The organism is Leptolyngbya sp. Cla-17 (assembly GCF_016807185.1).
In the GTDB taxonomy this organism is placed as follows: domain Bacteria; phylum Cyanobacteriota; class Cyanobacteriia; order Leptolyngbyales; family Leptolyngbyaceae; genus ULC077BIN1.
The window spans coordinates 2,319,551-2,344,415 of sequence record NZ_JAEVYN010000001.1; the positions used below are offsets into that span (position 1 = coordinate 2,319,551).

Annotated in this window: 23 protein-coding genes; 9 read left to right on the forward strand and 14 right to left on the reverse strand. The window is 47.0% G+C overall.

All coding sequences use genetic code 11. The features are described from left to right. The first annotated feature begins 1 nt into the window (after position 1). A complete protein-coding gene (locus JOY44_RS10360; protein ID WP_171573483.1) occupies positions 2–553 on the forward strand; it encodes a gluconokinase in 552 nt (183 codons plus the stop codon). Between the two features lie 150 nt (positions 554–703). Continuing rightward, positions 704–1,801, forward strand: coding sequence for an aspartate carbamoyltransferase catalytic subunit (locus JOY44_RS10365; RefSeq protein ID WP_322091344.1), 1,098 nt, complete (start codon positions 704–706; stop codon positions 1,799–1,801). Between the two features lie 98 nt (positions 1,802–1,899). On the opposite strand, the gene JOY44_RS10370 is transcribed toward JOY44_RS10365, so the two are convergent. The 3 genes from JOY44_RS10370 to JOY44_RS10380 form a co-directional block, all read right to left on the reverse strand. Then, on the reverse strand, positions 1,900–2,526 hold the full coding sequence (locus JOY44_RS10370; RefSeq protein ID WP_171573484.1) for a hypothetical protein: 627 nt from the start codon (positions 2,524–2,526) through the stop codon (positions 1,900–1,902). A gap of 97 nt (positions 2,527–2,623) precedes the next feature. Then, positions 2,624–2,941, reverse strand: coding sequence for a YkvA family protein (locus JOY44_RS10375; RefSeq protein ID WP_171573485.1), 318 nt, complete (start codon positions 2,939–2,941; stop codon positions 2,624–2,626). A 274-nt stretch (positions 2,942–3,215) separates the two neighbouring features. Beyond that, positions 3,216–4,348 (reverse strand): IS630 family transposase gene (locus tag JOY44_RS10380; RefSeq protein WP_171573486.1). Its coding sequence is split into 2 segments (ribosomal slippage): positions 3,216–3,919 and positions 3,919–4,348, totalling 1,134 coding nucleotides; the frame shifts between segments, so codons are not numbered across the junction. A gap of 73 nt (positions 4,349–4,421) precedes the next feature. On the opposite strand from JOY44_RS10380, the gene msrA reads away from it, so the two are divergent. From msrA to JOY44_RS10400, 4 genes are all read left to right on the forward strand, one after another. Further along, positions 4,422–4,889 (forward strand): peptide-methionine (S)-S-oxide reductase MsrA, encoded by a 468-nt coding sequence (msrA, locus tag JOY44_RS10385; RefSeq protein WP_171573487.1) that lies wholly within the window; start codon positions 4,422–4,424, stop codon positions 4,887–4,889. Between the two features lie 172 nt (positions 4,890–5,061). Continuing rightward, positions 5,062–8,208 carry an MFS transporter gene (locus JOY44_RS10390; RefSeq protein WP_171573488.1) on the forward strand — a complete coding sequence of 1,049 codons (3,147 nt, stop codon included), beginning with the start codon at positions 5,062–5,064 and terminating at the stop codon, positions 8,206–8,208. Between the two features lie 133 nt (positions 8,209–8,341). Next, entirely contained in the window at positions 8,342–8,866 is a 525-nt protein-coding gene (locus tag JOY44_RS10395) for a GAF domain-containing protein (protein WP_171573489.1), read from the forward strand. Positions 8,867–8,901: 35 nt separating this feature from the next. Beyond that, on the forward strand, positions 8,902–9,630 hold the full coding sequence (locus tag JOY44_RS10400; protein ID WP_171573490.1) for a DUF3891 family protein: 729 nt from the start codon (positions 8,902–8,904) through the stop codon (positions 9,628–9,630). Positions 9,631–9,750: 120 nt separating this feature from the next. Here the strand turns inward: JOY44_RS10400 and JOY44_RS10405 are convergent, their stop codons facing one another. Together JOY44_RS10405 and JOY44_RS10410 are read right to left on the reverse strand one after the other, a co-directional pair. Beyond that, on the reverse strand, positions 9,751–10,839 hold the full coding sequence (locus JOY44_RS10405; RefSeq protein WP_197985114.1) for a spore photoproduct lyase family protein: 1,089 nt from the start codon (positions 10,837–10,839) through the stop codon (positions 9,751–9,753). A gap of 135 nt (positions 10,840–10,974) precedes the next feature. Further along, complete coding sequence (locus JOY44_RS10410; RefSeq protein ID WP_171573491.1) at positions 10,975–11,463, reverse strand: hypothetical protein; 489 nt, start codon at positions 11,461–11,463, stop codon at positions 10,975–10,977. A gap of 329 nt (positions 11,464–11,792) precedes the next feature. Here JOY44_RS10410 and JOY44_RS10415 point away from each other — a divergent pair, with 329 nt between their 5' ends. After that, positions 11,793–12,248 (forward strand): DoxX family protein, encoded by a 456-nt coding sequence (locus JOY44_RS10415; protein ID WP_171573492.1) that lies wholly within the window; start codon positions 11,793–11,795, stop codon positions 12,246–12,248. A gap of 143 nt (positions 12,249–12,391) precedes the next feature. After that, on the forward strand, positions 12,392–13,795 hold the full coding sequence (gene leuC / locus JOY44_RS10420) for a 3-isopropylmalate dehydratase large subunit (protein ID WP_171573493.1): 1,404 nt from the start codon (positions 12,392–12,394) through the stop codon (positions 13,793–13,795). 94 nt (positions 13,796–13,889) lie between these two features. On the opposite strand, the gene JOY44_RS10425 is transcribed toward leuC, so the two are convergent. From JOY44_RS10425 to pds, 6 genes are all read right to left on the reverse strand, one after another. Further along, positions 13,890–14,456, reverse strand: a complete 567-nt coding sequence (locus JOY44_RS10425) for an IS630 family transposase (RefSeq protein ID WP_171571904.1) — start codon at positions 14,454–14,456, stop codon at positions 13,890–13,892. Then, the gene (locus JOY44_RS10430) at positions 14,453–14,968 is read right to left on the reverse strand and encodes a helix-turn-helix domain-containing protein (protein WP_171573477.1); all 516 of its coding nucleotides are present in this window, start codon (positions 14,966–14,968) and stop codon (positions 14,453–14,455) included. The genes JOY44_RS10425 and JOY44_RS10430 overlap by 4 nt, the downstream gene beginning before the upstream one ends. A gap of 126 nt (positions 14,969–15,094) precedes the next feature. Beyond that, entirely contained in the window at positions 15,095–15,442 is a 348-nt protein-coding gene (locus JOY44_RS10435) for a resolvase (protein ID WP_171573494.1), read from the reverse strand. Between the two features lie 308 nt (positions 15,443–15,750). Continuing rightward, positions 15,751–16,557: a DUF1350 family protein gene (locus tag JOY44_RS10440; RefSeq protein WP_171573495.1), complete on the reverse strand. Its 807-nt coding sequence runs from the start codon at positions 16,555–16,557 to the stop codon at positions 15,751–15,753. 219 nt (positions 16,558–16,776) lie between these two features. Beyond that, positions 16,777–17,709, reverse strand: coding sequence for a 15-cis-phytoene synthase CrtB (crtB, locus tag JOY44_RS10445; RefSeq protein WP_171573496.1), 933 nt, complete (start codon positions 17,707–17,709; stop codon positions 16,777–16,779). 181 nt (positions 17,710–17,890) lie between these two features. Continuing rightward, the gene (gene pds, locus JOY44_RS10450; protein ID WP_171573497.1) at positions 17,891–19,315 is read right to left on the reverse strand and encodes a 15-cis-phytoene desaturase; all 1,425 of its coding nucleotides are present in this window, start codon (positions 19,313–19,315) and stop codon (positions 17,891–17,893) included. 449 nt (positions 19,316–19,764) lie between these two features. Here pds and JOY44_RS10455 point away from each other — a divergent pair, with 449 nt between their 5' ends. Further along, entirely contained in the window at positions 19,765–23,025 is a 3,261-nt protein-coding gene (locus JOY44_RS10455) for a glycoside hydrolase family 15 protein (protein WP_171573498.1), read from the forward strand. A 67-nt stretch (positions 23,026–23,092) separates the two neighbouring features. Here JOY44_RS10455 and patD read toward each other — a convergent pair whose 3' ends face one another. From patD to JOY44_RS10470, 3 genes are read right to left on the reverse strand one after another with little or no spacing between them, the layout of a single operon-like run. Next, positions 23,093–23,485, reverse strand: a complete 393-nt coding sequence (gene patD, locus JOY44_RS10460) for a heterocyst frequency control protein PatD (RefSeq protein ID WP_171573499.1) — start codon at positions 23,483–23,485, stop codon at positions 23,093–23,095. A 29-nt stretch (positions 23,486–23,514) separates the two neighbouring features. Beyond that, positions 23,515–24,003 (reverse strand): hypothetical protein, encoded by a 489-nt coding sequence (locus JOY44_RS10465; protein ID WP_197985115.1) that lies wholly within the window; start codon positions 24,001–24,003, stop codon positions 23,515–23,517. Positions 24,004–24,014: 11 nt separating this feature from the next. Next, positions 24,015–24,794 carry a PIN domain-containing protein gene (locus JOY44_RS10470; RefSeq protein ID WP_171573500.1) on the reverse strand — a complete coding sequence of 260 codons (780 nt, stop codon included), beginning with the start codon at positions 24,792–24,794 and terminating at the stop codon, positions 24,015–24,017. Between the last annotated feature and the right edge of the window lie 71 nt (positions 24,795–24,865).

Consider the following 24,865-nt stretch of genomic DNA (forward strand, 5'->3'; position numbering starts at 1 on the left):
AATGCACCCCTGTCCATTAGTGTGGATTGTGATTGGAGTTGCTGGATCGGGAAAGACGGTGGTGGGTCGGTTGCTATCTCAACAGCTAGAATGCGACTTTTTGGAAGGCGATCGCCGTCATCCGCTGCCCAACATCGTCAAAATGACTTCACATATTCCCCTAGAAGATAGCGATCGGCGATCGTGGCTTTTAGAAATAGAGAACGATACTCAACGGGCGATTGCCCTCAAACGCGAAACGGTCCTCACCTGTTCTGCACTCAAACTGTCCTATCGAAAACAACTGACGGCTCAGGAACGGGTTCAACTCGTATGGCTCAATGTACCCGAAGCAGAATTGGAGCGCCGACTGAGCCAACGAGCAAATCACTATATGCAACTTGAAATGCTTCGCAGCCAAATCGCTACATTTGAACCAATTCAGCCGGACGAAAATGCCATTATCGTCAATGGACTTCTATCACCCGTTGAGGTTATCAATGAATTGCTGAGCATTGCAACTCAACTGTTTCCAAATCTAAAAAAATCTTGGTGGCAGCGGTGTTATGGCTAGACTCTTACTCACATTCTTGCCCTGAATTTTCTTGAATGTTTGAGATCTATTCGCAAACAAATTAATTTGCTGTTTTTGACATATTCCTGAAACTGGCTGGTGAGCGTGAAGGAAGAGGGATATCCTTTATGTTTCAGAAAACGGGCGTGTATGTTGCTCGATGAGAATCCGTCCGCGACGAACCAATTCATGTACGCTGAAGGCGTTCCCTTTTCATCCATTGGCATGGCTAGTAGTACTTGGGATCGTCGGCATATCCTTTCTTTGGCTGACTTTACACCGTTGGAATATGATACGGTTCTGCAAACAGCGGTCAGTTTTCAGGAAGTTTTATCGCGGCGCACCAAAAAAGTGCCGACTCTGCAAGGACAGGTGGTCACAAATCTTTTTTTTGAGCCGTCTACTCGCACCCGCAGCAGTTTTGAACTAGCCGCAAAGCGACTATCGGCTGATATCTTGAACTTTACATCGGGCAGTTCTTCGCTGACGAAAGGCGAAACCATTTTAGATACGGCAAAAACCTATCTAGCAATGGGCACCGATATGATGGTTATTCGCCATAAAGAGGCGGGAGTACCCCAAGCGATCGCCGCTGAAATGGATCGCTTGGATGTGAAAGTCAGCGTTCTCAATGCAGGAGATGGGTTGCATGAACATCCGTCTCAAGCACTGCTGGATCTGTTCACAATTTGCACATTGCTCGATCCCGAAAAACCGCATCTGTCTTTACTGAAGGGCAAAAAGATCGCGATCGTCGGAGATATTTTACATTCCCGCGTTGCCCGTTCTAACATTTGGAGCCTCACTGCTAGCGGAGCCGAAGTCCACCTTGCAGGACCGCCAACGCTGTTACCCAAACTATTTGCCGACTTCGTGACCGCCGACGGAAACATTCTTCACTCTTCACCCTCCTCCCTAGATCGCAAGCTATTTTTGCACTGGTCGCTAGAGCCAGCCTTGCGAGATGCAGATTTTGTGATGACGCTGCGGTTGCAAAAAGAACGGATGACCAATCATCTATTGCCTAGCCTACGGGAATATCATCATCAGTTTGGTATCACTCGCGAGCGCCTAAAGTTTTGCCATCCTACTGTAAAAGTTCTGCATCCAGGTCCCGTCAATCGCGGTGTAGAAATCAACTCTGACCTGATGGACGATCCTCAGTTCAGTCTGATTTCCCAGCAGGTCACCAGTGGTGTTGCAGTACGTATGGCATTACTGTACCTCATGGGAATGAGCCGCGTATGAAGAGTGTTGGGTTTGACATTCAGAGATAACTAGTGTACGAGTTCTGAGATCGTTACTCAAATGCCAAACCTCTACGCAATCTCAGACTGATTGAATTTTCATTTCTCACTTTTTTCAGCCATCTTGGCACCTAGTTCTACTTGCATCCGTTGTATTGGGTCGGGAGCGCTGACTGTTGCTTTCGCTTTACCAAACCAGACTTTTGCAAGATCCCAGAATCTTTCAAGCTGTTGCTTGAGTTGCTGATAGCGATCGCCATATTTTTTTGATAGTTGAGCATCAACCGAATTAAGGCGAATTTTAACTTCAGCGTAGCGCTCCATGAACAGTGCATATTGCTGAGTGCGTTTTACAGCATTCAACACCGCTGCCATTAAAGATTGCATATCCGCAGAGGTTTGATTGCCAGAAGCTTCAATTTCTGCCAGTGCGCCCCCAATATCTGCCGCACTATGGTTGCTATCTTGAATGCCTTCAACAATGCCCTCAACCGACGCGTTCACATCTGCTTGGGTGTTGTTGCCTGTTTTATTCAGGATGTCGATCACGCTTGCAATGCTGTCTTTTGCGATCGTGCGAACTTCACCCGAACCGCCTTTTACTTCCGCAATCGATTGAGCTACAGCATTTTTAAATATCTCGCGAATTTTTTCAACTCGCAAGCCGCCTTCAGCTTTTGCTTTCTGCAAATCAGCAGTAATTTTTTCTGTCATTAGAGTAGTCATGAGAAATCTCCTTCAAAGATATAAAAGTAGTGGATGAGAAAGTTGTCACTTGTAAAAGCTGTCATTTGTAGATGACTAGACAATGATTGAATCTGGACTAACTGAGAGAAACACTTTCAACATCAATGGCAGGTGTTTCAGCATCAATCACTGAGTTATTTGAAAACTTGTTTTTCCGAGCTTTGAGGCGATCGCTCATTATCTGAGAAACTTCCGAAACGAGCACGGTTGCAATCAAGCCATCATCAATCATGCCAACAATGGGCAAAAAATCTGGTATTGCATCAAAGGGATTTAACAAATAAACTAGGCTTCCCAAAATCAACCACAGGCCCCATTTGGGATGGCGCATTGTGTTGCGATACCAATTAAAAACCACGTTTGATAAGGCTTTCACTGCCAATTTGTTTTTCATTTAATCCCCTTTAACTCACAAATTCATCATCTCAAACTGACATGAATAAATCTGGTGTGGAGAACCTCACGATTTGTCGTGGTAAGCCCACTTTTTGTGGTCAGCCGATCTGAGTTGAGCGGTTATCCGAATTGGGACAAACATAGAGCGGTGAAGCGTGTTTACGTTGAGGAACAAATCTAGAGTGTCGTAACAGCATTAGCTCTGTGAACAACGAAAATCAGCGTTACCATTTTTTAGACAACACTATTTTTTGACCACAACTAGTGTTTAGTCAATTATTAATAGACGGGTAAAGCCGCTTTAATTTCACCCTGGCATCCGCCGTCGCAAAGCGCCAGTCAATCCAGGTTTCCTCATGATTGCGGTTGTCCTGCCAAGCTGCAACTTCCCGCTTGAGCACATCCATATCAGGAATGCGACGATCCAAACATTGACGACTCAAAATACTCAGTTCAATTTCAGCCATGTTTAACCAACTGCCATGCTTAGGAGTATGACAAAACTCCAAGCGGCTCAAAATTCGCTGCGCTTCGGTTGGCTCAAAGGCTTTGTAAAGTGAAGCGGGTGAATGGGTGTTGAGATTATCGGCAATGACGATCACTTTGTCGGCTTGGGCATAATCTACATCGACCAAGGTTTTGAGCAAGTGGGCATAATCGAGGGCTGTGCGTTGCTTTGTCACTTCCACCCGCCGCCATCCCACCATCGGTTCACTCACCATAAACAAGTTCGCTGTGCCGTTGCGTTCATACTCATAATCGACCCGTTCCGGTTGTCCCCGCTCTGCTGGCATGGGAACGAGGGTTTCTTTGACTAATTGCTTGGTTGCCTCATCAATGCAAACCACTGGAACGTTGGGGTTATAAGCTGTTTGATACAGGTCCAGCACTGCTTCCATTCGCCAGACAAACTCTGCGTTTTGCTCCGGTGGAATTACCCAGCACTCTTGCCGCCAGGGTTGCAGTTCGTTTTTTTCAGCACTTGTCGCACGCTTTCATGACTCAACTGTTCGACATACCCCAGTTCCACCATTTGATCTGCCAATAATCGCAACGTCCAGCGCCCCTTTCCCTCGGGAGCCTCACTACATCGCAATGCGATCAAATGTGCCTCACTTTCCCCATCCAACTTTCTTTTTCGTCCTCCACCCGGACGGCTTTTAAGCGCAGCTTCCAGACCTTCTTCGACAAATCGTTGCCGCACCCGCTCAATCGTTCGCAAACTAATGTCAAAGGCATCTTTGATGTCCTGGTCACGCCAACTCCCGTTCGGTTGATTGCAATCCGCTTTCAGAAGAATCCGCGCATGATTGATCGTGTAGGCAGCTCGTTTGCCGGTCGTGACCAGTTGTTCGAGAGACTGCCGTTCTGTTTCGTTTAAGTTAACGATGTACTTTTTAACCATACCAGCACCGTTGAAAGGACTGACTCAATCTTACTCCTTCTACTCGTCACTTCTTGATTGACTGAACACTAGTATGGAAACAGCAACCTTTGGAGCCGGATGTTTTTGGGGCATTGAAACCGCTTTTCGTCAGGTTAAAGGTGTGACAAAAACGTCTGTTGGTTATATGGGTGGGCATTTTGAAAACCCAATTTATCTAGATGTTTGCGCTCGCATCACCGGACATGCTGAAGTGGTGCAGGTGGAGTATGACCCAGCGATCGCGCCCTACATAGCCTTACTGAACTTATTTTGGAGTATTCACGATCCGACCAGTCTGAATCGTCAAGGCGCTGATCGTGGCGAGCAATATCGCTCCGTTATTTTCTTTCATACCCCAGCCCAAGAATCAGCAGCAAAACGCTCTGTGCATGATTTACAGCAGTCTGGAACATACGATAAGCCCATCGTTACTCAGATTAAACCCGCAGGGAAGTACTGGCTGGCAGAAGACTATCACCAGCAATATCACGAGAAAAAAGAGGCTTTGTTGCCGCGCTGAGAAAGGACTAGGGCATAGTGTTTCGCTGATTTCAACCGAAAGGGAGATGTAATTTTATTTGGGAATAAGGATTCTTAGTCTGTGGAGGTATTTCCAGCTTTAACAGCCGCACAGTCACAGTCTATAGAACTGGCAGCCTGTACAGAGCTTACTGGCACTCGAAGGAAAGGATATGATTCAACTTACATTTCTACCCATGCCACTATCTATAAATCAGCTAACTCAGCTTTGGATTGCCCAAGTGCCAGTTACACCGGGCACTGCTGCACCATTAGTGGCTCCGTCCCTGTTTACAGGTTCACATTTTTTTACTGCTTTAATTTCTGGAATCTTGTTAGCTTTTGCAATGCAACTTCTGCTAACGAACCTTTCCGTTGCGGCTGGCATTTCTTATCTTGGACGATCCTCTAGTTCAAATGACCATCATTCTGATAGCAGCAGCGGTTCGACTGTTCGCACAATCGGTACGGGTGTTGGTCTTTGGACACTCCTGACGGTAACGATCGCCCTGTTTATTGCTTGCTGGCTAGCCGTGCAGCTGGGCTTTTTAGGCGTTACAAGATCGGATTCAAATACAGACTATGTCAGATTGGGTGCAATCATTGGTCTGGTTATTTGGGCTGCATATTTCACGCTCTTAGTTTGGGTGAGTTCTAGCACCGTTGGCTCATTGGTTGGTTCCGTAGTCAACGCTGCCACCTCTGGTTTTCAGAGTGTGTTAGGCGCAGCGACATCCGCCATTGGCAGCAAAATGGCTCAACAACAGGTAATTTCAACCGCCGAAGCTGTTGCCGCCACTGTTCGGAATGAGTTGGGTTCTGCGATCGACCCTAATAGCATTCGAGAATCAGTCGAGAGTTATGTTAAGGGTTTGCCATTACCCAAGTTTGATACATCTCAACTTCGCAAAGATTTTGAAGGGATATTGAACGATCCCGAAATTGCGGCATTGGCAGAGGGCGGTGGTTTGGGTCAAGTTGATCGTCAAACCTTTGTGGATTTGGTTAGCAAGCGCACTGACTTTTCAAAAAGTGACGTGAACCGAATCGCTGATTTATTGGAAGGCGTGTGGAAGCAAACAATCGGGCAGAGATCGAAACGCGATCCTTTAGCAGAAGTCACTGAGTATTTGCAGTCTACCCAGCCTGGACAGCTTCAGATTAAAGAGCTAAACGCCAAACTGGATCAGCTATTGGCAGCGCAAAGACAGCCGACACCTCAGCAGGATGCTGCACCTGGCGGGTTAAAGATGACGGTGCAATCAGGCATAACTACGCTCGCTGGGTTGCTAGCCGGACGCACTGATCTGTCAGACTTGAACGTTGAGCAAATTCTGAATAAATTGAAGCTAGCTCCTGAGAAAGTTGTAGCTCAAGGCAGTCAGGCGATCGCGCAGATAAAAGGAGGCGGCGATTCTGCCTATAGCCCCATCCGCAATGACGTTGAGCAATATCTACAAACCAAGTATTCCTGGCAAATGAACCGGGAAACCGTTGAAAAAGAATTTCGCGAGATTTTGTTTGATCCACAAGCCGATCCTGGAGAAATTGCTCAACAGTTGATGCAGCTGAATCGCTCGTTTTTTGTCGATAAGCTAGTTGCTCGTGGCGTTTTCACTCAAGATAAAATTCAGCAGCTTGCCGACCAACTCGAAGCGACTCGGCGCGATGTGTTGGCAGGAGCCTTAGCCGCTAAAGAAATTGAGGTTGAAACTGACTTACAAGAGCGAGTCAATATTTATCTGACGCTTACCCCGCTAGATCAATTGCGTTCTAATGAACCTCTGCCAGCATTCACAGCACTTTTGCGAGATGACAATACAAGCGCAGATGCGTTGACAACACGGTTATCTACTTATAATCGCGAAACTCTGCGACAAATTTTGCTGAAGCGGCAAGATACGATGCCAGAGGATTTAGAGCCAATCTTAAACGCACTGGAATCGACCCGCGATCGCGTGTTGTTTGATGCCAAATCAGTGGATGAGCAAGCCAAGCAAAAAATGGCGGAATCTCAACAGCGTTTGGAATCTTACCTGAAAAACACTGGCAAATCAGAGTTGAACCCTGAAGGGATCAAACGCGATTTGCAGCTACTGATGAACGATCCCCAGTCCGGCTTTGCTGCCCTGCGAAGTCGAGCTTCTAAAATGGATCGTGACACTTTGGTTCAGCTACTGCGTCAACGGGACGACATGAATGAATCAGAAGTCAATCAAGTATTGGATCAGGTGGAATCGAACTGGAACACTTTTACTCACTCACCTAGCATCCTTGCGGACAATGTGAAAGGAAAAGTAGACGAAACTCAGACTGCGATCGCAGATTATCTACGTCGAACAAATCTAGAAGAGCTGAACCCCGAAGGTATTCAACGAGATTTAAAAACACTGCTAGATGATCCTAAAGAAGGCACCCTAGCCCTCCGTCGCAGATTGTCAAAGATCGATCGCGAAACTCTAGTGCAGTTGCTTAGCCAGCGACAAGACTTGAGCAAAGAGCAAGTCAATCAAACGATTGATCAAGTGCAAGAAGCCATTCGCGGAGTCATTCGTTCGCCACGCCGATTGGCACTACGAACCCAACAGCGAGTTATGGATTTTGAATCCACTGTAGAGGACTATCTCCGCAATACAGATAAGGATGAACTTAGTCCTGAAGGCATTAAGCGCGACTTGGCTCTGCTGACCCAATCGCCTAAAGCCGGGCTACAAAATTTGGGCGATCGCTTGTCTCGCTTTGATCGGTCTACGCTGATTGCATTGCTCTCTCAGCGCAAAGATATGACCCCTGAAGAAGCTGAGCGCGTTGTCGCCCAGGTTGAGTCAACCCGCGATCAACTGATGGATCAAATGCGCCTGGTGCAATATCGCATGCAGGAAGTAATTGATCGGATTTTTGGTCGCGTTCGCGATTATCTTAACTCTCTCGATCGCCCAGAGCTAAACTATGAAAGCATCAAGACTGATGTTCGCACCTTGTTTGATGACCCCCAAGCGGGCTTTGATGCCTTGCGCAATCGGTTAGGTCATTTTGATCGCGGTACGCTTGTCGCCATCATGAGTTCTCGTGACGACATCTCTGAGGCAGATGCAAATCGCATTATCGACCAAATCGAAGGCGCACGAAACAATGTGCTTCAACGCGCTGAATTCGTTCAAACCGAAGTGCAGCGTCGCCTAGAAGATGTGAAGGTGCAAACGCAGCGCCAAATGGAAGAAACTCGCAAGGCTGCTGCAACGGCTGCTTGGTGGCTATTTCTTACCGCATTAGTCTCTGCCATAGCCTCCGCTTACGCAGGATCGCTCGGCGCATCCTAAATCAGGAGCAGGGGCTAGGAGTTGTGGACTAAACAATACCTGCCCCTTCCTGATAATTCAAAATCGAAACCTTCCTATTGCTCACAAGTCCCCTCTTTCCCGCTTGGAAAGGAGGGGTTTTCCAAGGGAATTTATGGTTAGTCAATTACATCTTCAATTGCAGGCTATTCTTCAATCTGAAGCGACTCCAGACAATATTTTTGCAGCGCTGTTGCCTGTTTTAGGGGAAATTTTGCAGTGCGATCGCTGCTTCCTTTACTTACGCAACCCTCACAATCAGCTTGGCAAAGTACCTTTCTGCTGGCAACGCACACCCGATATTCCTCAAATATTAGATGCCGACTGGAAACCTGAACCAGAATCGTTGTCTCAAGATCCACTGTTTACCGCTGCTCTACAAGCTAAACCGTCGGTCTATGTAGAAGATGTGGAAACAGCCGATCCACAAATCGTGAATCGCGACTTTGAGCAAAAAAACTTTGGACACCGTGCCTTAATTCATGCTCATTTGCATCAGGATGGTCTGCTGTGGGGGATTCTACAGCCTTGCATCTTTGGTCATCTCAGAATTTGGACTGCTGGCGATCGTGCTGTCATGGCTCAAGTAGAGCAGGCAGTTACCCCACTCGCGATCGCCTACATAACAGCCAATCGTTAGGTTCCACTATTTATTTTGCAAATCGGAGTCATTGAATGATTGTTAATCTCACTCAAGATGGTTGGCAAGTGATTTATCATCGTGCCCACGCCCTACTAGCCGCCGAACTTGCTGGACATTGGCACAGAGATAATGTGCCAGAACGCTTTTATGAAACTATTGCCGCGATTTCTCACCATGACGATCTCGAAAAAGAATGGGAAGGCGACGAGTTGACCGAAGCTGGCGCACCGCTAGATTTTACCTTGGGTCGGGGAGATTCAACTGAGCCACTCCGACAGCATCTTTTAGACGCTCGCTATCGTGGTCGCTGGGTTACATTGTTGACCTCCAAACACATCTCTTATCTTAGTCAAGATAAATGGGGAAGCTCTAAAGAATGGGATCAGTTCTTAAATGAGCAGGTGGAAAATCAGGAGAAGTGGAGTAAAGAGTTAGGTGTTGAAAAGGATGAAGTAGAACGGGCTTATCAGTTTATGCTGTGGTGCGATCGCCTATCGCTGATCTTGGCACAAAACCAAGTTCCCGAAGATCAGCGATCGCTGGAGATTACCAGCGGCATTGATAATCAGCGATATGACATTCGTCAGCTTAGCAATGGACATCTGACTATTGAGCCATGGCCGTTTGAAGAAGAATTTACCGTCAATGTAGAAGCTTCTTGCTTATCAGAACTCAAGTTTAATAACAATGATGCACTCGTCAAAGCACTACAATCAGCACCCATTAAAATTCTAACCTGGACTTTTTCTGAAAAAGAGTAGATTCATTCAGCAATTCAAAGTAGCAACAACTTTTTAGATAGTTCGGAGTTAAAAAGTGCGGAGTCCAATGTATCAATTCTAATTGCACTCCGTACCCATAACTCCTTACTCCGCACTTCCTTATGTCCAATACAGTAGTTTGGCTTGAGGAAATCGCTTGTTGATCTCAGTCTCAAAAAATCGGCGCAAGCTTTTCATTGTGTCAGTGTCATACACATACTTGAGTCCGCCAAATTTATTACGCTTTACACTCCGATTTGATTCATCCATATCTAACTGGCTATAGGGATACCAACCCGTCAGCACTTCTTTAGAGCCGGGTGTAAAACGGTGAGTAATTAACTCAAAGGTGAGGTCGCAGTCAAAATCTAAAGCAGCGCTAATTGAGTCGAATAACTGAGAGTAATGATCTTGCCAGTCTTCCATTGCCATGATGGGGGCAATCACTAACCCAACCGGATAGCCACCGCCACCGCGCGATCGCGGTAAGGCCAATTTTCGCAACGCCTGTAGCCGTTGGGGCACAGTCGCAGTTCCTCCTTCAAAGCGCTTGGAAATAGGTGCAGCATTAACGCTAAATCGGCAGCGAGTGCGCCCATTGTGAGGAATATCAAGTAGCTGATCCACGCCATCAAACTTAGAAACCCAGCGAAGATAGCCAGCCTCACGCGTACCAAAGTAGCGAATGCACTCCGCTAAGCTGCCTGTCAAATGCTCAATCCCAAGGGGGTCGGTGTAGCAACTCACCTCGAATGAAGTTGCCTGTCCAGACTGCTCATAAGCACCCAAACCAGCTAAAATCTGTGGCATATTGGCGTAAGCGCGAATCACGGGTGGTCCCTGCAAACTGCCTGCCAAATAGCAGTATTCACAATGAGCGGGACATCCTTCTGCTAAGTGAAACTGCCAGTCCGCAGAGGGTGGAATCGGACTCAACTTAAAGTTGCTGGGCGGAGCTGTGACGATCGCCAGAGTACGCTTAGAAATGTCGTAGGTCTCTCGTTCGCTGTCTCCCCGCAAACCTACCAGTCGATTGCGGAGTAGCTTCTCAATGGGTAAGCCTAACGCCTGCACTCTAGAAAGAATTTGTTGTCCCCAAGGCTCTTCTAAGGCGGCAGGAGTAAACAAAACCTGCTCTGGCATCCATAACCGCGGAGCAGGCTGAATGGGCTGAACGAGTGTGGAAAGCGCGATCGCAGTGGTAGACAATAGACCTCTCCGGTAGCAGATACTATCTTCAGTATTGCTGACTCAAACGGTTCAAACCATCAACACTAGGCATGGATCTCACGCTACCCAAGGGAGAGTTTTCCACATTAAAAAACAAAGCGTTTTTAGCAAAAACTACTCCTGAATTTGACTGCCGTGCTCCATCAGAATTTTTTTAGCTTTTGCCACTTCTTCTGGCTGCAAATCTTTAGCAAACACTAGAAAACTAGGCGTTAAAGCAGATATCTCATCACTCTCTTTAACAACGTTTACGCCAGTCATGGCTTCCATCAAGCCAAAGGCAGCAGCACCAATCAAGCTTCCAATCAGCACCAGCCCCACTAAATTTCTAATGGGACTGTCGCTGGTCACTGTTTCGGCAAAATTAGTCTTAGCGTAGCTCAAAATAAATCCAATCATGGCACCACAAAGTGCACCAGCGATCGCCCCTTTTCCGGCGTTTTTCCCTGCTTTTGTCTCGGTAACGGGCGGGGTCTGCAATGCTAAAGAAAATTGCTCTCCCGGGAAACCAGAGTGTTCTAATGCCTCAAGAGCCTTTTCTGCAATTTTCTGATCGCCAAAAGCACCAACAATATTGGGATTAGAGTCCATTGTATAAGTCATGATTTAGTTTTTTTTATAAGTATGTAAGCTATCTAAAGCATGGATTAAATTGATGTTTCTTGCTTCTTTCTAGAGGAATATAAGGTGTAGAGGGATCGCCAAATGTAACTTTAGTTAGATGATTTCTTTTAATTAAAGTCTGGGCTTACTCAATCGACAAAAGTTTTTTCGTATTTGAAACATACAAAAGTCAACTTTTGCATTTTTACTTTCTCCTTAAAAAGCCTGTAAGTGTTAGAAAGAGCCTAGCTCTAGATGTAGATTGGATATTTCAAGTAAACTATCAATATTATTTTGGTTCCTCTGACAATTCTTGGTAATAGAAATTTATGATTCATCCAAACAAGATACGCAAAGAGATTCTTCGAGTTGTTTTAGCAGCCTCATTAACTATTGTTGGAATTACTCACTTCACCCATACAGAGCAGTTTGTTAAAATTGTGCCTCCTCAGCTTCCTAATCCATTGGCGTTAGTCTACATAAGCGGTTTTTTTGAAATTCTTGGCGGCATTGGTTTGTTAGTTCCATTGGTCAGCGTGTTGGCTGCATGGGGAATAATCGCGTTATTCATTGCAGTGTTTCCAGCCAACATTAATCAAGCAATAAACAGCATTGCGATTGATGGTGTTCCTGACTACCCTCTGCTGTATTGGTTTAGGCTGCCATTCCAAGCCATTTTAATTGCTTGGGCTTGGTGGTACACAAAAAAACCGGAGCTTCAACCAGGGGCTGATGAAGTGATTACCCAGGCGGCTCAAAGGTTAACTGATTCTAAGAATCTGTAGGCAATCGCTTGTTTAAGCAATACTGCGCTGTTTAAACAATTGAGTTGTCATCTAAAAAGACATGTTCACCCACCAATTCTTAAATTAACTGATAAAATCAAGAGCTTGTCATTGAGTACATTATTCAGTTGTAGCGGACGGTTATGAGCAGGGGAACGTTGTTTGATAAGGTCTGGGATGCACATACGGTTGGAACGCTTCCTTCGGGGCAAACTCAACTGTTTATTGGGCTACACCTAATTCACGAAGTGACCAGTCCTCAAGCGTTTGCCATGCTGCGGGAACGAGATTTAAAGGTATTATTTCCCGCTCGCACAATCGCCACGGTGGATCACATTATTCCTACAGATAATCGCGATCGCCCCTTGCAAGATCCTCTCGCTGAAGAAATGATGCAGTCGTTGGAAGAAAACTGCAAAGAGAATGGCATTACGTTTTATACCGTTGGATCTGGCAATCAGGGCATTGTCCATGTAATTGCGCCAGAACAAGGCTTAACTCAACCCGGCATGACGATCGCCTGTGGAGATAGTCATACGTCTACTCACGGTGCATTCGGTGCGATCGCCTTTGGCATTGGCACCAGTCAAGTCCGCGATGTGTTGGCATCACAAACCCTTGCTCTTGCCAAGTTAAAAGTGCGCCGTGTTGAAGTCAATGGTGCGCTGAGTCCCGGAGTGTATGCCAAAGATGTGATTTTGCATATTATCCGCCAGCTAGGAGTGAAAGGTGGCGTGGGCTATGCCTACGAGTTTGCCGGAACCACGTTTGAGCAGATGAGCATGGAAGAACGGATGACCGTTTGTAACATGTCTATTGAAGGCGGTGCGCGGTGTGGCTATATTAACCCCGATCAAGTGACTTTTGACTATTTGCAAGGGCGAGACGCTACCCCAAAAGCAACCGACTGGGACAGCGCGATCGCTTGGTGGAGCAGCATTGCCAGCGATCGCGATGCCGATTATGACGACGTGGTTGTTTTCGATGCCGCCGAGATTTCGCCCACTGTCACGTGGGGTATTACGCCCGGTCAAGGCATTGGTGTGACGGAACAGGTGCCAACTCCCGATCAGATGGCAGAATCAGAACGAGCGATCGCTGAAGAAGCCTACCGCTATATGGATTTGCAACCCGGTAAATCGATTCAGGGCACCAAAGTGGATGTGTGCTTCATTGGTAGCTGCACCAATGGACGGATTTCTGACCTACGTGAAGCCGCTAGAGTTGCCAAAGGTCGCCACGTTGCCCTTGGTGTGAAAGCGTTTGTCGTTCCCGGTTCAGAGCGGGTGAAAGCGCAAGCCGAAGCCGAAGGACTCCACACTATTTTTGAATCTGCAGGCTTTGAATGGCGCGAAGCAGGTTGCTCTATGTGCCTTGCCATGAACCCCGACAAACTGCAAGGTCGCGAACTTAGCGCGTCTTCCTCTAATCGAAACTTCAAGGGTCGCCAAGGTTCTTCCTCTGGTCGCACTCTACTCATGAGTCCGGCAATGGTCGTCGCCGCAGCCGTTACAGGCAAAGTTATCGACGTGCGCGATTTGCTCTAAGTTTAGTACATCACATTCCTAGATTTAATAATTTAAGTGTGCATTGCTCGGATTTTTGATGTTTTTAAGAACTGGAAACGTATGTCATACCAATTTAAATGGTTTCAATGACAGATAGTGCATTGAGGATAAAGGGGTAGCCCGTGAGAGAAGCAATCACTTGAGGGGTTAACTGGGATAAGAGTTGATCTACTCTGGATTGCAGTTGGTCAAGCGTTTTGAACGAAACCCACTTGAGATCCGCCTTGAGATATTCCCATAGCCTCTCAATTGGATTTAACTCCGGACAGTAAGGCGGTTGGAACACCAGGATAATGTTCTGTGGCACAATCAACGCTTTGCCTTTGTGGAACCGTCCGTTATCCACTTGCAGGATATTGAGACTATCGGGGTAAGCCTTGGAGAACTCATCCAAGAAGCATTGGTAGCACTCGGTATCGACATGGGAGAACTGCCAGAAAAAGGATTCTCCGGTGGCAGGTTCCACAGCGCCATAGAGCCAGAATGCTTTGAACACCCGTTGCCATGAGCCAATGGGTTTCACTCCAAAGGCTGTAATCAAACGCCCGATAATGGTATGCAGCCCAAAGCGGCTCTCATCCCCAGCAAAATAGCGAATAGGTCGTTTATCCTGGCGCACTTGCCGAGCGTATTGGCTCAACAAATCGAGGTCGTCTGCAAGGTTTGCTTAAATGCCTCTCGTTGTGCTCGGTTCTGCTTGAGGTGTTGGGGACGAGCCACTTTTAGCTTGGCTTTGAGCCGATAACGGGTCATCTGGTAGACCGCATGATACTGGGCTTCTATTCCTAAACTCTCCAAGAGCCACTGCTGCACCTCCCCATAGCTGTCAAACCCATTGTCCGGTTCCTGCAATCGCTTTGCTAAGGCAACTTCTGCCCACATTGGAATCATCCGGTTGCCTCCTCCTGGCGTTGGCTTGACCACCAGCAATGCCTCTAATCCTTGTGCTCGATACAGCGCTAACCACTTTTGCACCGTGCCTCGATGCCTGCCAATTGCAACCGCGATCTGGCTGATGCTCGGTGCTTGCGCTCGTTTGAGCCAGTACAACACTTGCAATCGTTCTTTAACTATCGGCTGTTCAACCGTTCGCAAGCGGGTGCCTAACTCCTCGAGACTTTCTTTAATTACGATTGCGCTGACACCAGCCATGATTAGACTCTCACCTCTACATTCCTCAGTTTATCTGATCTGTAACTACTCCAATTTAATTTGGTATCATTCAGATCGTTTATTGTCATATTTTCATCAGTACCTTGATGCAAATATCTATACGGTTCAAGATCGCTCTTTTAAGTAGTGGTGAATCCCTTGCAACTCTACCAAGATCGCTTCTAACACTTCTTGGGTCTGGTTTTTGGGCATTTCTCGCACCTCGATAGTGACTTGCTTAATCCTAAGAACGTCTTTTGCAAATCGAGCGACTTCATTGGGGTGAAATAGCAGCAGATCGTCTTGGTTCTTGCGGAACTCTGGATTTAAGCGTTTTGCATCATACAGTGGATTAGGATCACTTGCGTCGGTATTGGCATAGCGATAAACAGACGCTCTAGAGCGGTTTAATGCTCTTTGAACTGCTTCAATATCCATTAATCCACCTTGCTTCGTTTCCGCTTCAAAATCCATAGATTTAGCAAATATCGAGATTGGACTCAAAAATCTTAACACAAGACTCTGGAAATGCTACGGAAAAATTTGAGCCTGAATGATGTCTACTGCTAGCACTACACCCAAGCTGCCCAGCAAAAGAAGCAAGATGCTGAGCAAGGGGTTTAGTTGTACCAAATATGCTGAAAACCAGCACAGTCCAGCGGTTAGCAAAAACAGCATGATTCCTGAGAAAGCGGCTCTGAAGCATCCCACGAAATGACTTAACCTAACTAGGTAAATGATTGATGTTCAATAACAGAGGCTAACAGATGCGATCGCCCACACTATCGAGTTTCAAGTGGATTGAGCCAGCGTAAAACAACACGCTCCAACTGATGCAATTCTCGATATACTTCCTGCCGCATCCATTGGGCGATCGCATCCCACGGCGCAAAGCTATCGCCTGTTTTCCAGTTTACGTCGGGACCCAACGGTGTTAAATGGTTTCCCGTCAGCTTTTGAACAGACACCATTGCTGGAAATCGTAATTGCAAGACCTCTGTCAAACTCCTGGTTTGGTCGATCGTGTCATTGCTAAACTTCACAAGTAAATTGCGCGGCACTTGATAGCGCTGGGAAATAATTTGATTGGTCTCTAGGGGAGAAGGAGTGAATTCAACAGAAAGATTTGACGAAAAATCTGGAAAGGCAGAGGTGAACTGAGCAAAAACAGATGTCACCTGTTCAACCAGAGGCACTGCATCTCGTGCGGCGTAATTGTTAAAGGAAATCAGAATATTTCCTGCCCGCTCCACTTTGTAGAGGCTGCCAATTAGTAGGTGCAGCTTGCAACCCATGCTATGACCCATGCCATAAATTGGCAGATAGCGGCTGCGAAAACGAGTTTCACTAAGCGCCTCCACGGCTCGGTCAAAGTTGCGATATACCGCTTGGGCGATCGCTGCATGGTCAAACGTATTGATAAACGGGGTAGCAATCACAGCATAGCCCTCCGCTGCCAAACGTTCTAGCAATCGTCGATAGGTAACTTGTGGAGCCGTTGCTACAAACGCACCGCCTAGAAAATGAATGATTGCAATGGGGCGCTCGGGAATCAAAACCCAATTGCCATAAAGTTCTTGCCAGTCCATTAATTCAGAAAATAGGGAGTAAAAAATAGGGATAAAAGTATTCCCATTACTCATTCTGACGTACAAATCAGTCTTGCTAGATGATCTCTACTTGCAGGAGTAATGCTTTGTGCCCACCTTCCTATGCTCACAAACACCAAAGAATTGCTTCTATAGATTTTCACTCTCCAATTCAATAGCGTCTTTAGACCTATTAACGAGATTGAAATAAAGCGGCAATTACAAAACAGCGGCTCTTAACCGGGCGATCGGTAAATACAGCATCTTTTGGTAAGACGGAACATAGGCGCGCTTGCGGAACACATCATAGCCATTCCGCTCGATCACATTCAAAATACCGCTGTAAAGCATTAGCGCTGCCCACACCGGAAAACGAGCATCGACGCTGAGCGAGTTGATGCCTGATTCTGCCGATGTGTAGACTTTACGTGCCCGCTGAATTTGAAAACGCATCAGTTCACGCCATCGTTCATCCACAACCTGATTCATCAAATCGGCTTCAGTGTAATTGAATAGCGCAAGGTCTTCTAATGGAATATAGATCCGTCCCCGCCGGGCATCTTCACCCACATCACGCAAAATGTTCACCAGTTGGTTGGCAATACCTAGGGCGATCGCCTGTTCAGTAGGGTCAACCGTGCCTTTTTGATATAGATCCCAGGGTGTAGTGCAAAGTGAGCTGTCAAACCCCATGACTGGAGTCGTCATCAATCCAACCGTTCCCGCAACTCGATAACAATAAAGATTCAGTTCTTCAAATGTTTCATAGCGGGAGCGATAGAGATCCATGCGCTGCCCTGCGATCATGTCTCGAAAGGGCTGGATATCGAGCGGAAATCGGCTCAGAGTATCTATTAGCGCTACATCTAGATCATCAATGGGATGCCCCGCAAAGATAGATTCTAGCTCTTGCTCCCAAGCGTCTAAAGTTTCATCGGTGGTAAAACTGGCGCGAGGACCATCCACCAACTCATCCGTACGACGGCACCACACATAAATCGTCCAAATCGCTCGACGCTTTTCTTCCGGCATCAGCATTGTGCCAAGATAAAACGTTTTGGAATACTTCGCCGTAATTTGGCGACACATTTCATAGGAATCCTCAACGGATGCCAGCGATTTAACGCGAGAATAATCAGGCAGTTTCAGCATGTCCCCAGGAACGCTTGACGAACATTGCAGGTTAAGGCGGTTCAAGGATACAGTTACCCCTACTGGAAAATGAACATTTATCATCCTTATCAGCCAGTTATATACTCTTAACGAAAGTTTTCATCAAGAGTTTTGAGAAGGCTATAAAGATTAACCGAGTCTACCAAGCATTTCTTGAAATCTAAACGTTAACAAGAGGCTTTTCGGCATTGCTGCCTGTAGAACTATCAGTTGCGAGCGAGCCGCCTGCGATCGCCTGCGCTGACAGCTTACCAGAAAGTACGGCACCTTCCATACTGCCCAGATACCGTTGGAAGGTGTAGCTACCCGCTAAATAGAAATTAGCGATCGGGGTTGTTTGAGTGGGTCGATAGGCTTGCCGACCAGGAATTGCCGTATAGACTGATCGAGGAGTTTTAACCACTTTTGATTTCAACAACTTGGCAGGGTCTTCACCCGCCAAATGATTTGGAAAAACTTTCTTTAATTCATCCATCGTTGCTGCAATGATTTCTTCATCCGACTTATCAATCCAATCTTTTGCTGGAGCCAGTACCAGTTCTAGCATGGAGCGATCAGGATTTTCGTATTCCCGACAAGTGTTGCTCATATCGGCGTAGACGCTGAGCAAGTCAGACCGGGAAAACAATAATTGATCAACATGGGTAAGCTTGCGATCGAACCACAGATGTAAATTAATCACCGGAACGCCTTCCAGTCCATTGAGTTTCTGGAAAAAGGGCATCTCTGCCCAAGGTCTTGGCATCAAAGCTTTCATCACATCCACCGACATGGCGGACACGTAACAGTCTGCTGTCAGTTTTTCATCGGGGGCACCATTTAAGCCACGAATCACAAAGTGATTAACCGTACCATCAGTATTCAAAGCAAGTTCTTTCAAAGGCGCGTTGAGCCGAACCTCACCCCCGCCTTGGGTAATGTAATCCACTATGGGCTGGCAAAGCCGCTCGGTAGGTGAGCCGTCTAAAAAGGCAATCTTGGAGCCATAGCGCTCTTGCAAAAACCGATTGAGTGCAGTGAGCAGAATAGTGGACGACACTTCATCAGGATTAATAAATGTCAGTGCTTTGCTGGCAGCAATAAAAATGTCTGTGTTCACTCCCTCATCAATCCCTTGGAGGCGTAGCCACTCAGACATCGTATACTTGTCCATGTCTTCCACGTACTGCTGCCCCCGCACCACTGCCGGAACCAGCCCGATCGCAAACCGAATTTTTTGATACCAAGTCAGCAGATCGTTGTTGCGGAGGATAGAAACAATGACGTTAAACGGTGCAGGAATATCAGGAACGTTGAAGTAGGACAACACACCAGTTTCAGGCTGATTGAAGATGAGCTGATGTTTTTTCCACTGCAAACGATCAGAAATGCCCAACTCGTCGAGCAATTGCAGCATATTGGGGTAAGCTCCGAAAAAGGCATGCAGCCCGGTTTCGTACCAGTCTCCATCTTCATCTTTCCAAGCTGCCACTAAGCCGCCTAAAACATCACGGCTCTCTAGCACAATCGGCGTATGACCTGCATCTACCAAATATTTTGCACAGGCTAAACCTGCCAATCCGCCTCCAGCGATCGCAACACGCATGTAGTCCCTTCAGAGTCTCTTTAGAGTTGACATGAACCCTATTATACGTTGCAAACCGTTACAGTTTAAAAGCGAGGCAAGATTTCGGCCTAAAATGGCGAATTTTCTGAATCAAGAAATTAAGCAGAAGCACCACTATTTTCAATCAAAAATACTCAATATTCCTTAGAGGTTAAGATTCTGAGGATTCAGAACAGGGTACACTCAGCTAGCAAATCAGGGTTTCACAACTGCCCCAGAACTTACTTTCGCTCCTGTGACTATACATGGAAGTCAAAATTAATTTGTCTTGATTATGTGTTCAACGACGTAGGGCAATCTCAGTAAAAACACGGTGAATTCCAAGCGAAGATTAGACAAGAATCAGAATAATTTGCAGTCAAGCTGCTTACAGTTAGGCTTTTCAAGTTAAGTAATAATTAAACAATCGCGATCGTATAGGAATCTCAATGAGAACTTCTGATCTCCAACTTCGGCTCAATCATTACTATGAGCAGATCAAAACAATCATTTTGACGCGCCAAAACCCACTAACTGGGCTGCTTCCGGCTAGTACTGCGGTCAACGCTCACGGTGACTACACCGATGCTTGGGTGCGAGACAACGTGTATAGCATTTTAGCGGTGTGGGGCTTGGCACTCGCCTATCGCAAAGTGGACGACGATCGCGGACGCACATTTGAGTTAGAACACAGCGTCATCAAGTTGATGCGAGGGCTACTGTTTGCCATGATGCGCCAAGCTCATAAAGTGGAAGCCTTTAAGGAAACTCAATCCTTACTAGATGCACTGCACGCCAAATATGACACCCAAACAGGCGATGTTGTGGTAGATGACGATGCTTGGGGGCACTTGCAATTGGATGCAACCTCCGTTTTTCTCCTGATGCTGGCGCAGATGACCGCATCGGGGCTACACATTATTTTTGACAATGATGAAGTCAATTTCATTCAAAATCTGGTTTATTACATTGGTAGAACCTATCGCACCCCAGATTACGGAATCTGGGAGCGAGGCAACAAAATTAACCACGGTAATCCAGAGCTAAATGCTAGCTCTGTGGGCATGGCAAAGGCAGCCCTAGAAGCAATGAACGGGCTGAATTTGTACGGGGTCAAAGGAGGCCAGTCCTCGGTGATTCATGTGTTACCCGATGAAATCGCCCGCGCCAGAATCACTCTGGAATCGCTGTTGCCTAGAGAATCCAGTTCTAAGGAAGTGGATGCTGCATCTTTAAGCATCATTGGGTTTCCGGCGTTTGCAGTAGATGATTTGGAATTATGCGATCGCACTCGCAACAAAATCATCGACAAACTGCAAGGACGCTACGGCTGCAAACGCTTCTTACGAGATGGGCACCAAACGGTCTTAGAAGACACGACCCGTCTACACTACGAACCCTGGGAACTAAAGCAGTTTGAACACATCGAGTGTGAATGGCCTCTTTTCTTTACCTATCTACTGCTGGATAGCGTCTTTCGGGGCGACCAAATGCAAATCAGTGAGTATCAAGCCAAACTGCAAGCGGTAGTAGTGGAGCGAGACGGCGTAGGATTGCTGCCAGAACTCTACTTTGTGCCTAACGACCTGGTGGAACCTGAGCGGAAAAACCCTCAGAGCCAGCCCCGTCTTCCCAATGAAAATATTCCCCTGGTATGGGCACAGAGCTTGTATCTTCTAGGGCAACTGTTGAGCGAAGGATTAATATCGGTCGGCGATATTGATCCTCTCGGTCGCCATTTGCATGTGCGACAACAGCGGAAGCCGATTGTGCAAATTGCCCTGTTATCAGAAGACGAAGCCCTTCAGTCTCGGCTCGCGGCCTACGGAATTGACACCCAAACTCCCAAACAGATTGAGCCGATTCAAGTACGGCGCGCTACCGAGTTGGCAGATGCCTATACCCAAATTGGACGCAACGATAAATTAGGGCTAACGGGTCGCCCTTGGCGGCGGCTGCGGGGATTGACCACTTCTCGCATCTTCCGTGTTTCGGGAGAAACCGCGGTTTTTTTGCCATCCCTGCTCGACCAGCAACAGTTTTACCTTTCTCTCGATCCTCACTTTCTCGTCAGTCAAATTCGTTCTGAAATTGCTCATATTCAGCGCCACTGGAATCAGTTGGGTCGTCCCACTATGACCCTGTTGTTAAACCACACCATGCTCAAAGGAGAAGACGAAATTGACAAAGGATTGCCCATCCTGATGCTGATCAAGGAACTTCAAGAAGGAAGTTGCAATGGGGTGCAGGTAAGATTGGGACGATTGAATCAGTTGATGCTGACTGCCTGCACGGAGCGGATGGACTTTTTGCACAGCTTTTCTTTTTCCAAAACTTCGGTGCAAGATGCGGCTCCCACGCAAGTTTACTTAGCTTTCAATCCAGACCGAAATTTTTCCCTCAGCATTACTCAAGAGTTCAAGCTGGAGTCTGAAACCGATGTGGCACCGCTGCTCCAAAGTTTGCGCCAGTCCGATAATCTGTATGAGCAATATGAACTGTTGAGCAGTTTGTCGCGGCTGCATGGATTCGACTTTGATACGGGATTAGGTCAGCCAGCCCGTAAAGTGAGCGTAGAAGATCTGCTGAACGAAGTTTACTTCAAAGCCGATCGCCTAAAGTTGTGGGCAGTTTTGCGGGGGGTTGCTGGCTTATATGACAAGATGACCATCAATTTTGCGGATGTGGTGACGGATATTTTGGTGCGACAGAAGCAGATTGCCGTAGGGCGTGCCTACAGTGAAGATTCTTTAATCACGCGCCCCCTAGCGCCCCAGGAAATTATGGAAAAACTGCGGGAGTTTTGCCGGGAAGATATTCGCGATCGCGTGTTAACCCAAGAGATTTTGGTCTATCTCAGCCTATTTATCAAAGCGGAACCTGCTTTGTTTGATGGTTTGCTAACCCTGCGAGTGGGGTTCTTGATTTTGCTGATTACCGCAGAGCTTGCACGGGAGTTTCAACTGACCCAAGATGAAGCTTATGAGCGCTTAATGCAATTGAGTCCTCACGAAATTCAGACGCGGCTATATCAGGTACTTAAAGGCTACGACAATATTAACCAGTCCTTTTTTCAGCAAGAATCGCTGCGGGTCTCCCAGCAACAAGACGAGATTAACTGGGGAGTGCAATCCGAGCATCCTGAAGCCCAAACCGCGGGAGAATATTGGCTGCACAAACGCCAATTAGACGGGTCGCTGAATCGGGTGCCTGCAAATTTTTACCCTAGCGTCTGGAATATGTTGAAACACTGTAAAGGTTTAGTAATTGGTGACAAACTTGAACGGCGCAATCGGCTAGAAAGTGAGCCTGTGCTGGCAGAAATGACTCCGGGTGAAAAAAACTTTGCCCTACGGGTGGAGCATTTGTTAAACAAAATTCAGGCTCCTGAATATCGCCAGGTGAATATTGAAACGCTGATGGAGTTGGCTGCATTTGGAGATCGCAACCCCGACCTATACATTGAAGAAACCATCGCGCTGGATGTGTTGATTGGTCATGCGGTGCGGCTATCATGGCTCGATCAATATCCTGAACATGGTCACCGCTACGACGAATTTAAAGCGGCAGCGTGGCGACACTTTTACGAAAGTACGCCTTACGACTGTGCAACCTACACTGTTAAAGCGCTGCGGTTCCTGATTACCCTGGCAGAGTTTGGCGGCGACTCTTTTGAGGACGAAGCAGAAGCTATGAGTGGCAAGGCATAGACGCAAGGAGTGAGCATTAGTTGATGGTGAAAGAACAAGATAAAGACTGATCGCCCTGCTCACAACGTCATCTTTCCTCTAGCAAGCCGTCACAATATCGCAGCAAGAGTGTGAGGCGATCGCGCATCTGGTTTAGGCGTTGGTCAGCGGTTGATGCCTGTTTTGCCGCCTGCAAGAACATCACATCCATGCTCAGTAAACGCAGTTGTTTGTCAATTTCCACGTTAAAAGACTGAACTTGATGGGCCAAGGCTGCATCTAACTCATCTGAGTTCAGCATCCGAATATGTGTTTTGAAGAAGACTTGCAGGTCTGCTACAGACGCTTTCAGGCTAGCAACATCAGTCCTCTGAGCGATCGCCTGATTTATCTCAGTCACATGCTGCTTTAGCTTTTGATAAGTTTGGGAATATTCAGGTGGTAACTTGGGAATCTGCTCACAGTTTTCAAATTGCGTCATAGCCTTACCTTGCCAACATCCAGCAGCATTCATTTAAGGGCTGATGTTTCCAGCCGATAGACTCTTCCCGTGGCATTCGTACGATACACCCAGCGTTGGGTGCCGTTGGAAAACACAACCTGCCAGCCTGGAACCAACGCTTGAGAACAAATTTCATCGTTTTTAGCCAGTCCCAGGCAGCCATCTGACCAGGTTTTTGGAGTAGATTGCACCATTTGCAGTTTGTTAGCCGAAACGCCAGTTTGCTTGCTCAACTCTTTTCGTAGGGTGTTGGCAATGGTTGATGGCAGTTTCGCAGTTGTTTTGGTGCTCATCTTTGCAGGCACACTACTGGTAATGGGGCTAATAGACGGCATACCATCCGCGATCGCGCTCATGTCGCCACCAAAATCCAATGATACGCTTCCCACCAACAGCAGGAGCAAAACACCCTGAAACACTATTCTGGCAGTGATTTTAGCCCCTCTACGACTCTGGGATAGGGGTTGGGGTAAGGACCGTTGAAAAAAGTTGCACATCGCGTTAAGACCTATTTCCCTACTATTGGGAGCTGTTGCCAAACTGGATTAAAGCTACTAGGGCTAATAAACCGCCAGGCGATCGCACCCACGGTCACGATTATGATCAAGTTCACGATATTTGCCAATAGACGCGACCAGTGCGCTGGGCGACGAGCCGGAGTTCTACGAACAGAACGGGAGACCACTGGCGCGGGAGCCGTAGCTAAACGACCTGTAGATTTGTAAGTAGATGATCTAGGGCTAACAGCTTGGCGGCTAATCGCAAGCGTGGCGACCGTTTCAGGCGATCGTGTCAGTTGCAGGTAATGGGCGACAGCAACAGGGCGGCGCTGAGTCCGACTCCACTGCACTAAAGCTGCTAGTGGAATTCCATATAGATTTTTTGTGTTTAATTCTTGGAGCTTTTGCAGCATGGGTTGGTCATTAGCAACCACAATCACCAAACTATCGCGACGGCGGCGTGCTACTCCATAGGCACACTTCAACACATCCAAGGATAATCGCGCCCGTTGGCTGAGGCTATGCCCGTCAGCAGGTTTTAGGGAAGGATGCTCTGCGATCGCCAAGCTGACCTGCCAGCCGCTAGTGGGATAAAATCGGACAAACTCACGAGCAGTGGCTTCAATCGCGGGTTCTGGCGCGCGATCGCAGAGGACATTCATTGCTTCTAGCGATCCCTCAGACACCAAACATTCCCCTAATTGAGAAAATTGCTGCCACTCGCGGGTTTTGCCAACTAATAGAGCACTCGTATCAAACACAATGACAAAAGACGGTAGAAGAGACATAAACCTAATTATTAAATGTTGATTAATTCAATGCTGGTGAGTTTGATAAGCTGCGATACCCGTAATGTGTA

Coding starts and splice junctions, on each gene's coding strand:
- JOY44_RS10360 (WP_171573483.1), top strand. CDS start 2: ATGCACCCCTGTCCATTAGTGTGGATTGTGATTGGAGTTGCTGGATCG.
- JOY44_RS10365 (WP_322091344.1), top strand. CDS start 704: ATGTTGCTCGATGAGAATCCGTCCGCGACGAACCAATTCATGTACGCT.
- JOY44_RS10370 (WP_171573484.1), bottom strand. CDS start 2,526: ATGACTACTCTAATGACAGAAAAAATTACTGCTGATTTGCAGAAAGCA.
- JOY44_RS10375 (WP_171573485.1), bottom strand. CDS start 2,941: ATGAAAAACAAATTGGCAGTGAAAGCCTTATCAAACGTGGTTTTTAAT.
- msrA (WP_171573487.1), top strand. CDS start 4,422: ATGGAAACAGCAACCTTTGGAGCCGGATGTTTTTGGGGCATTGAAACC.
- JOY44_RS10390 (WP_171573488.1), top strand. CDS start 5,062: ATGATTCAACTTACATTTCTACCCATGCCACTATCTATAAATCAGCTA.
- JOY44_RS10395 (WP_171573489.1), top strand. CDS start 8,342: ATGGTTAGTCAATTACATCTTCAATTGCAGGCTATTCTTCAATCTGAA.
- JOY44_RS10400 (WP_171573490.1), top strand. CDS start 8,902: ATGATTGTTAATCTCACTCAAGATGGTTGGCAAGTGATTTATCATCGT.
- JOY44_RS10410 (WP_171573491.1), bottom strand. CDS start 11,463: ATGACTTATACAATGGACTCTAATCCCAATATTGTTGGTGCTTTTGGC.
- JOY44_RS10415 (WP_171573492.1), top strand. CDS start 11,793: ATGATTCATCCAAACAAGATACGCAAAGAGATTCTTCGAGTTGTTTTA.
- leuC (WP_171573493.1), top strand. CDS start 12,392: ATGAGCAGGGGAACGTTGTTTGATAAGGTCTGGGATGCACATACGGTT.
- JOY44_RS10430 (WP_171573477.1), bottom strand. CDS start 14,968: ATGGCTGGTGTCAGCGCAATCGTAATTAAAGAAAGTCTCGAGGAGTTA.
- JOY44_RS10435 (WP_171573494.1), bottom strand. CDS start 15,442: ATGGATTTTGAAGCGGAAACGAAGCAAGGTGGATTAATGGATATTGAA.
- JOY44_RS10440 (WP_171573495.1), bottom strand. CDS start 16,557: ATGGACTGGCAAGAACTTTATGGCAATTGGGTTTTGATTCCCGAGCGC.
- crtB (WP_171573496.1), bottom strand. CDS start 17,709: ATGCTGAAACTGCCTGATTATTCTCGCGTTAAATCGCTGGCATCCGTT.
- pds (WP_171573497.1), bottom strand. CDS start 19,315: ATGCGTGTTGCGATCGCTGGAGGCGGATTGGCAGGTTTAGCCTGTGCA.
- JOY44_RS10455 (WP_171573498.1), top strand. CDS start 19,765: ATGAGAACTTCTGATCTCCAACTTCGGCTCAATCATTACTATGAGCAG.
- patD (WP_171573499.1), bottom strand. CDS start 23,485: ATGACGCAATTTGAAAACTGTGAGCAGATTCCCAAGTTACCACCTGAA.
- JOY44_RS10465 (WP_197985115.1), bottom strand. CDS start 24,003: ATGTGCAACTTTTTTCAACGGTCCTTACCCCAACCCCTATCCCAGAGT.
- JOY44_RS10470 (WP_171573500.1), bottom strand. CDS start 24,794: ATGTCTCTTCTACCGTCTTTTGTCATTGTGTTTGATACGAGTGCTCTA.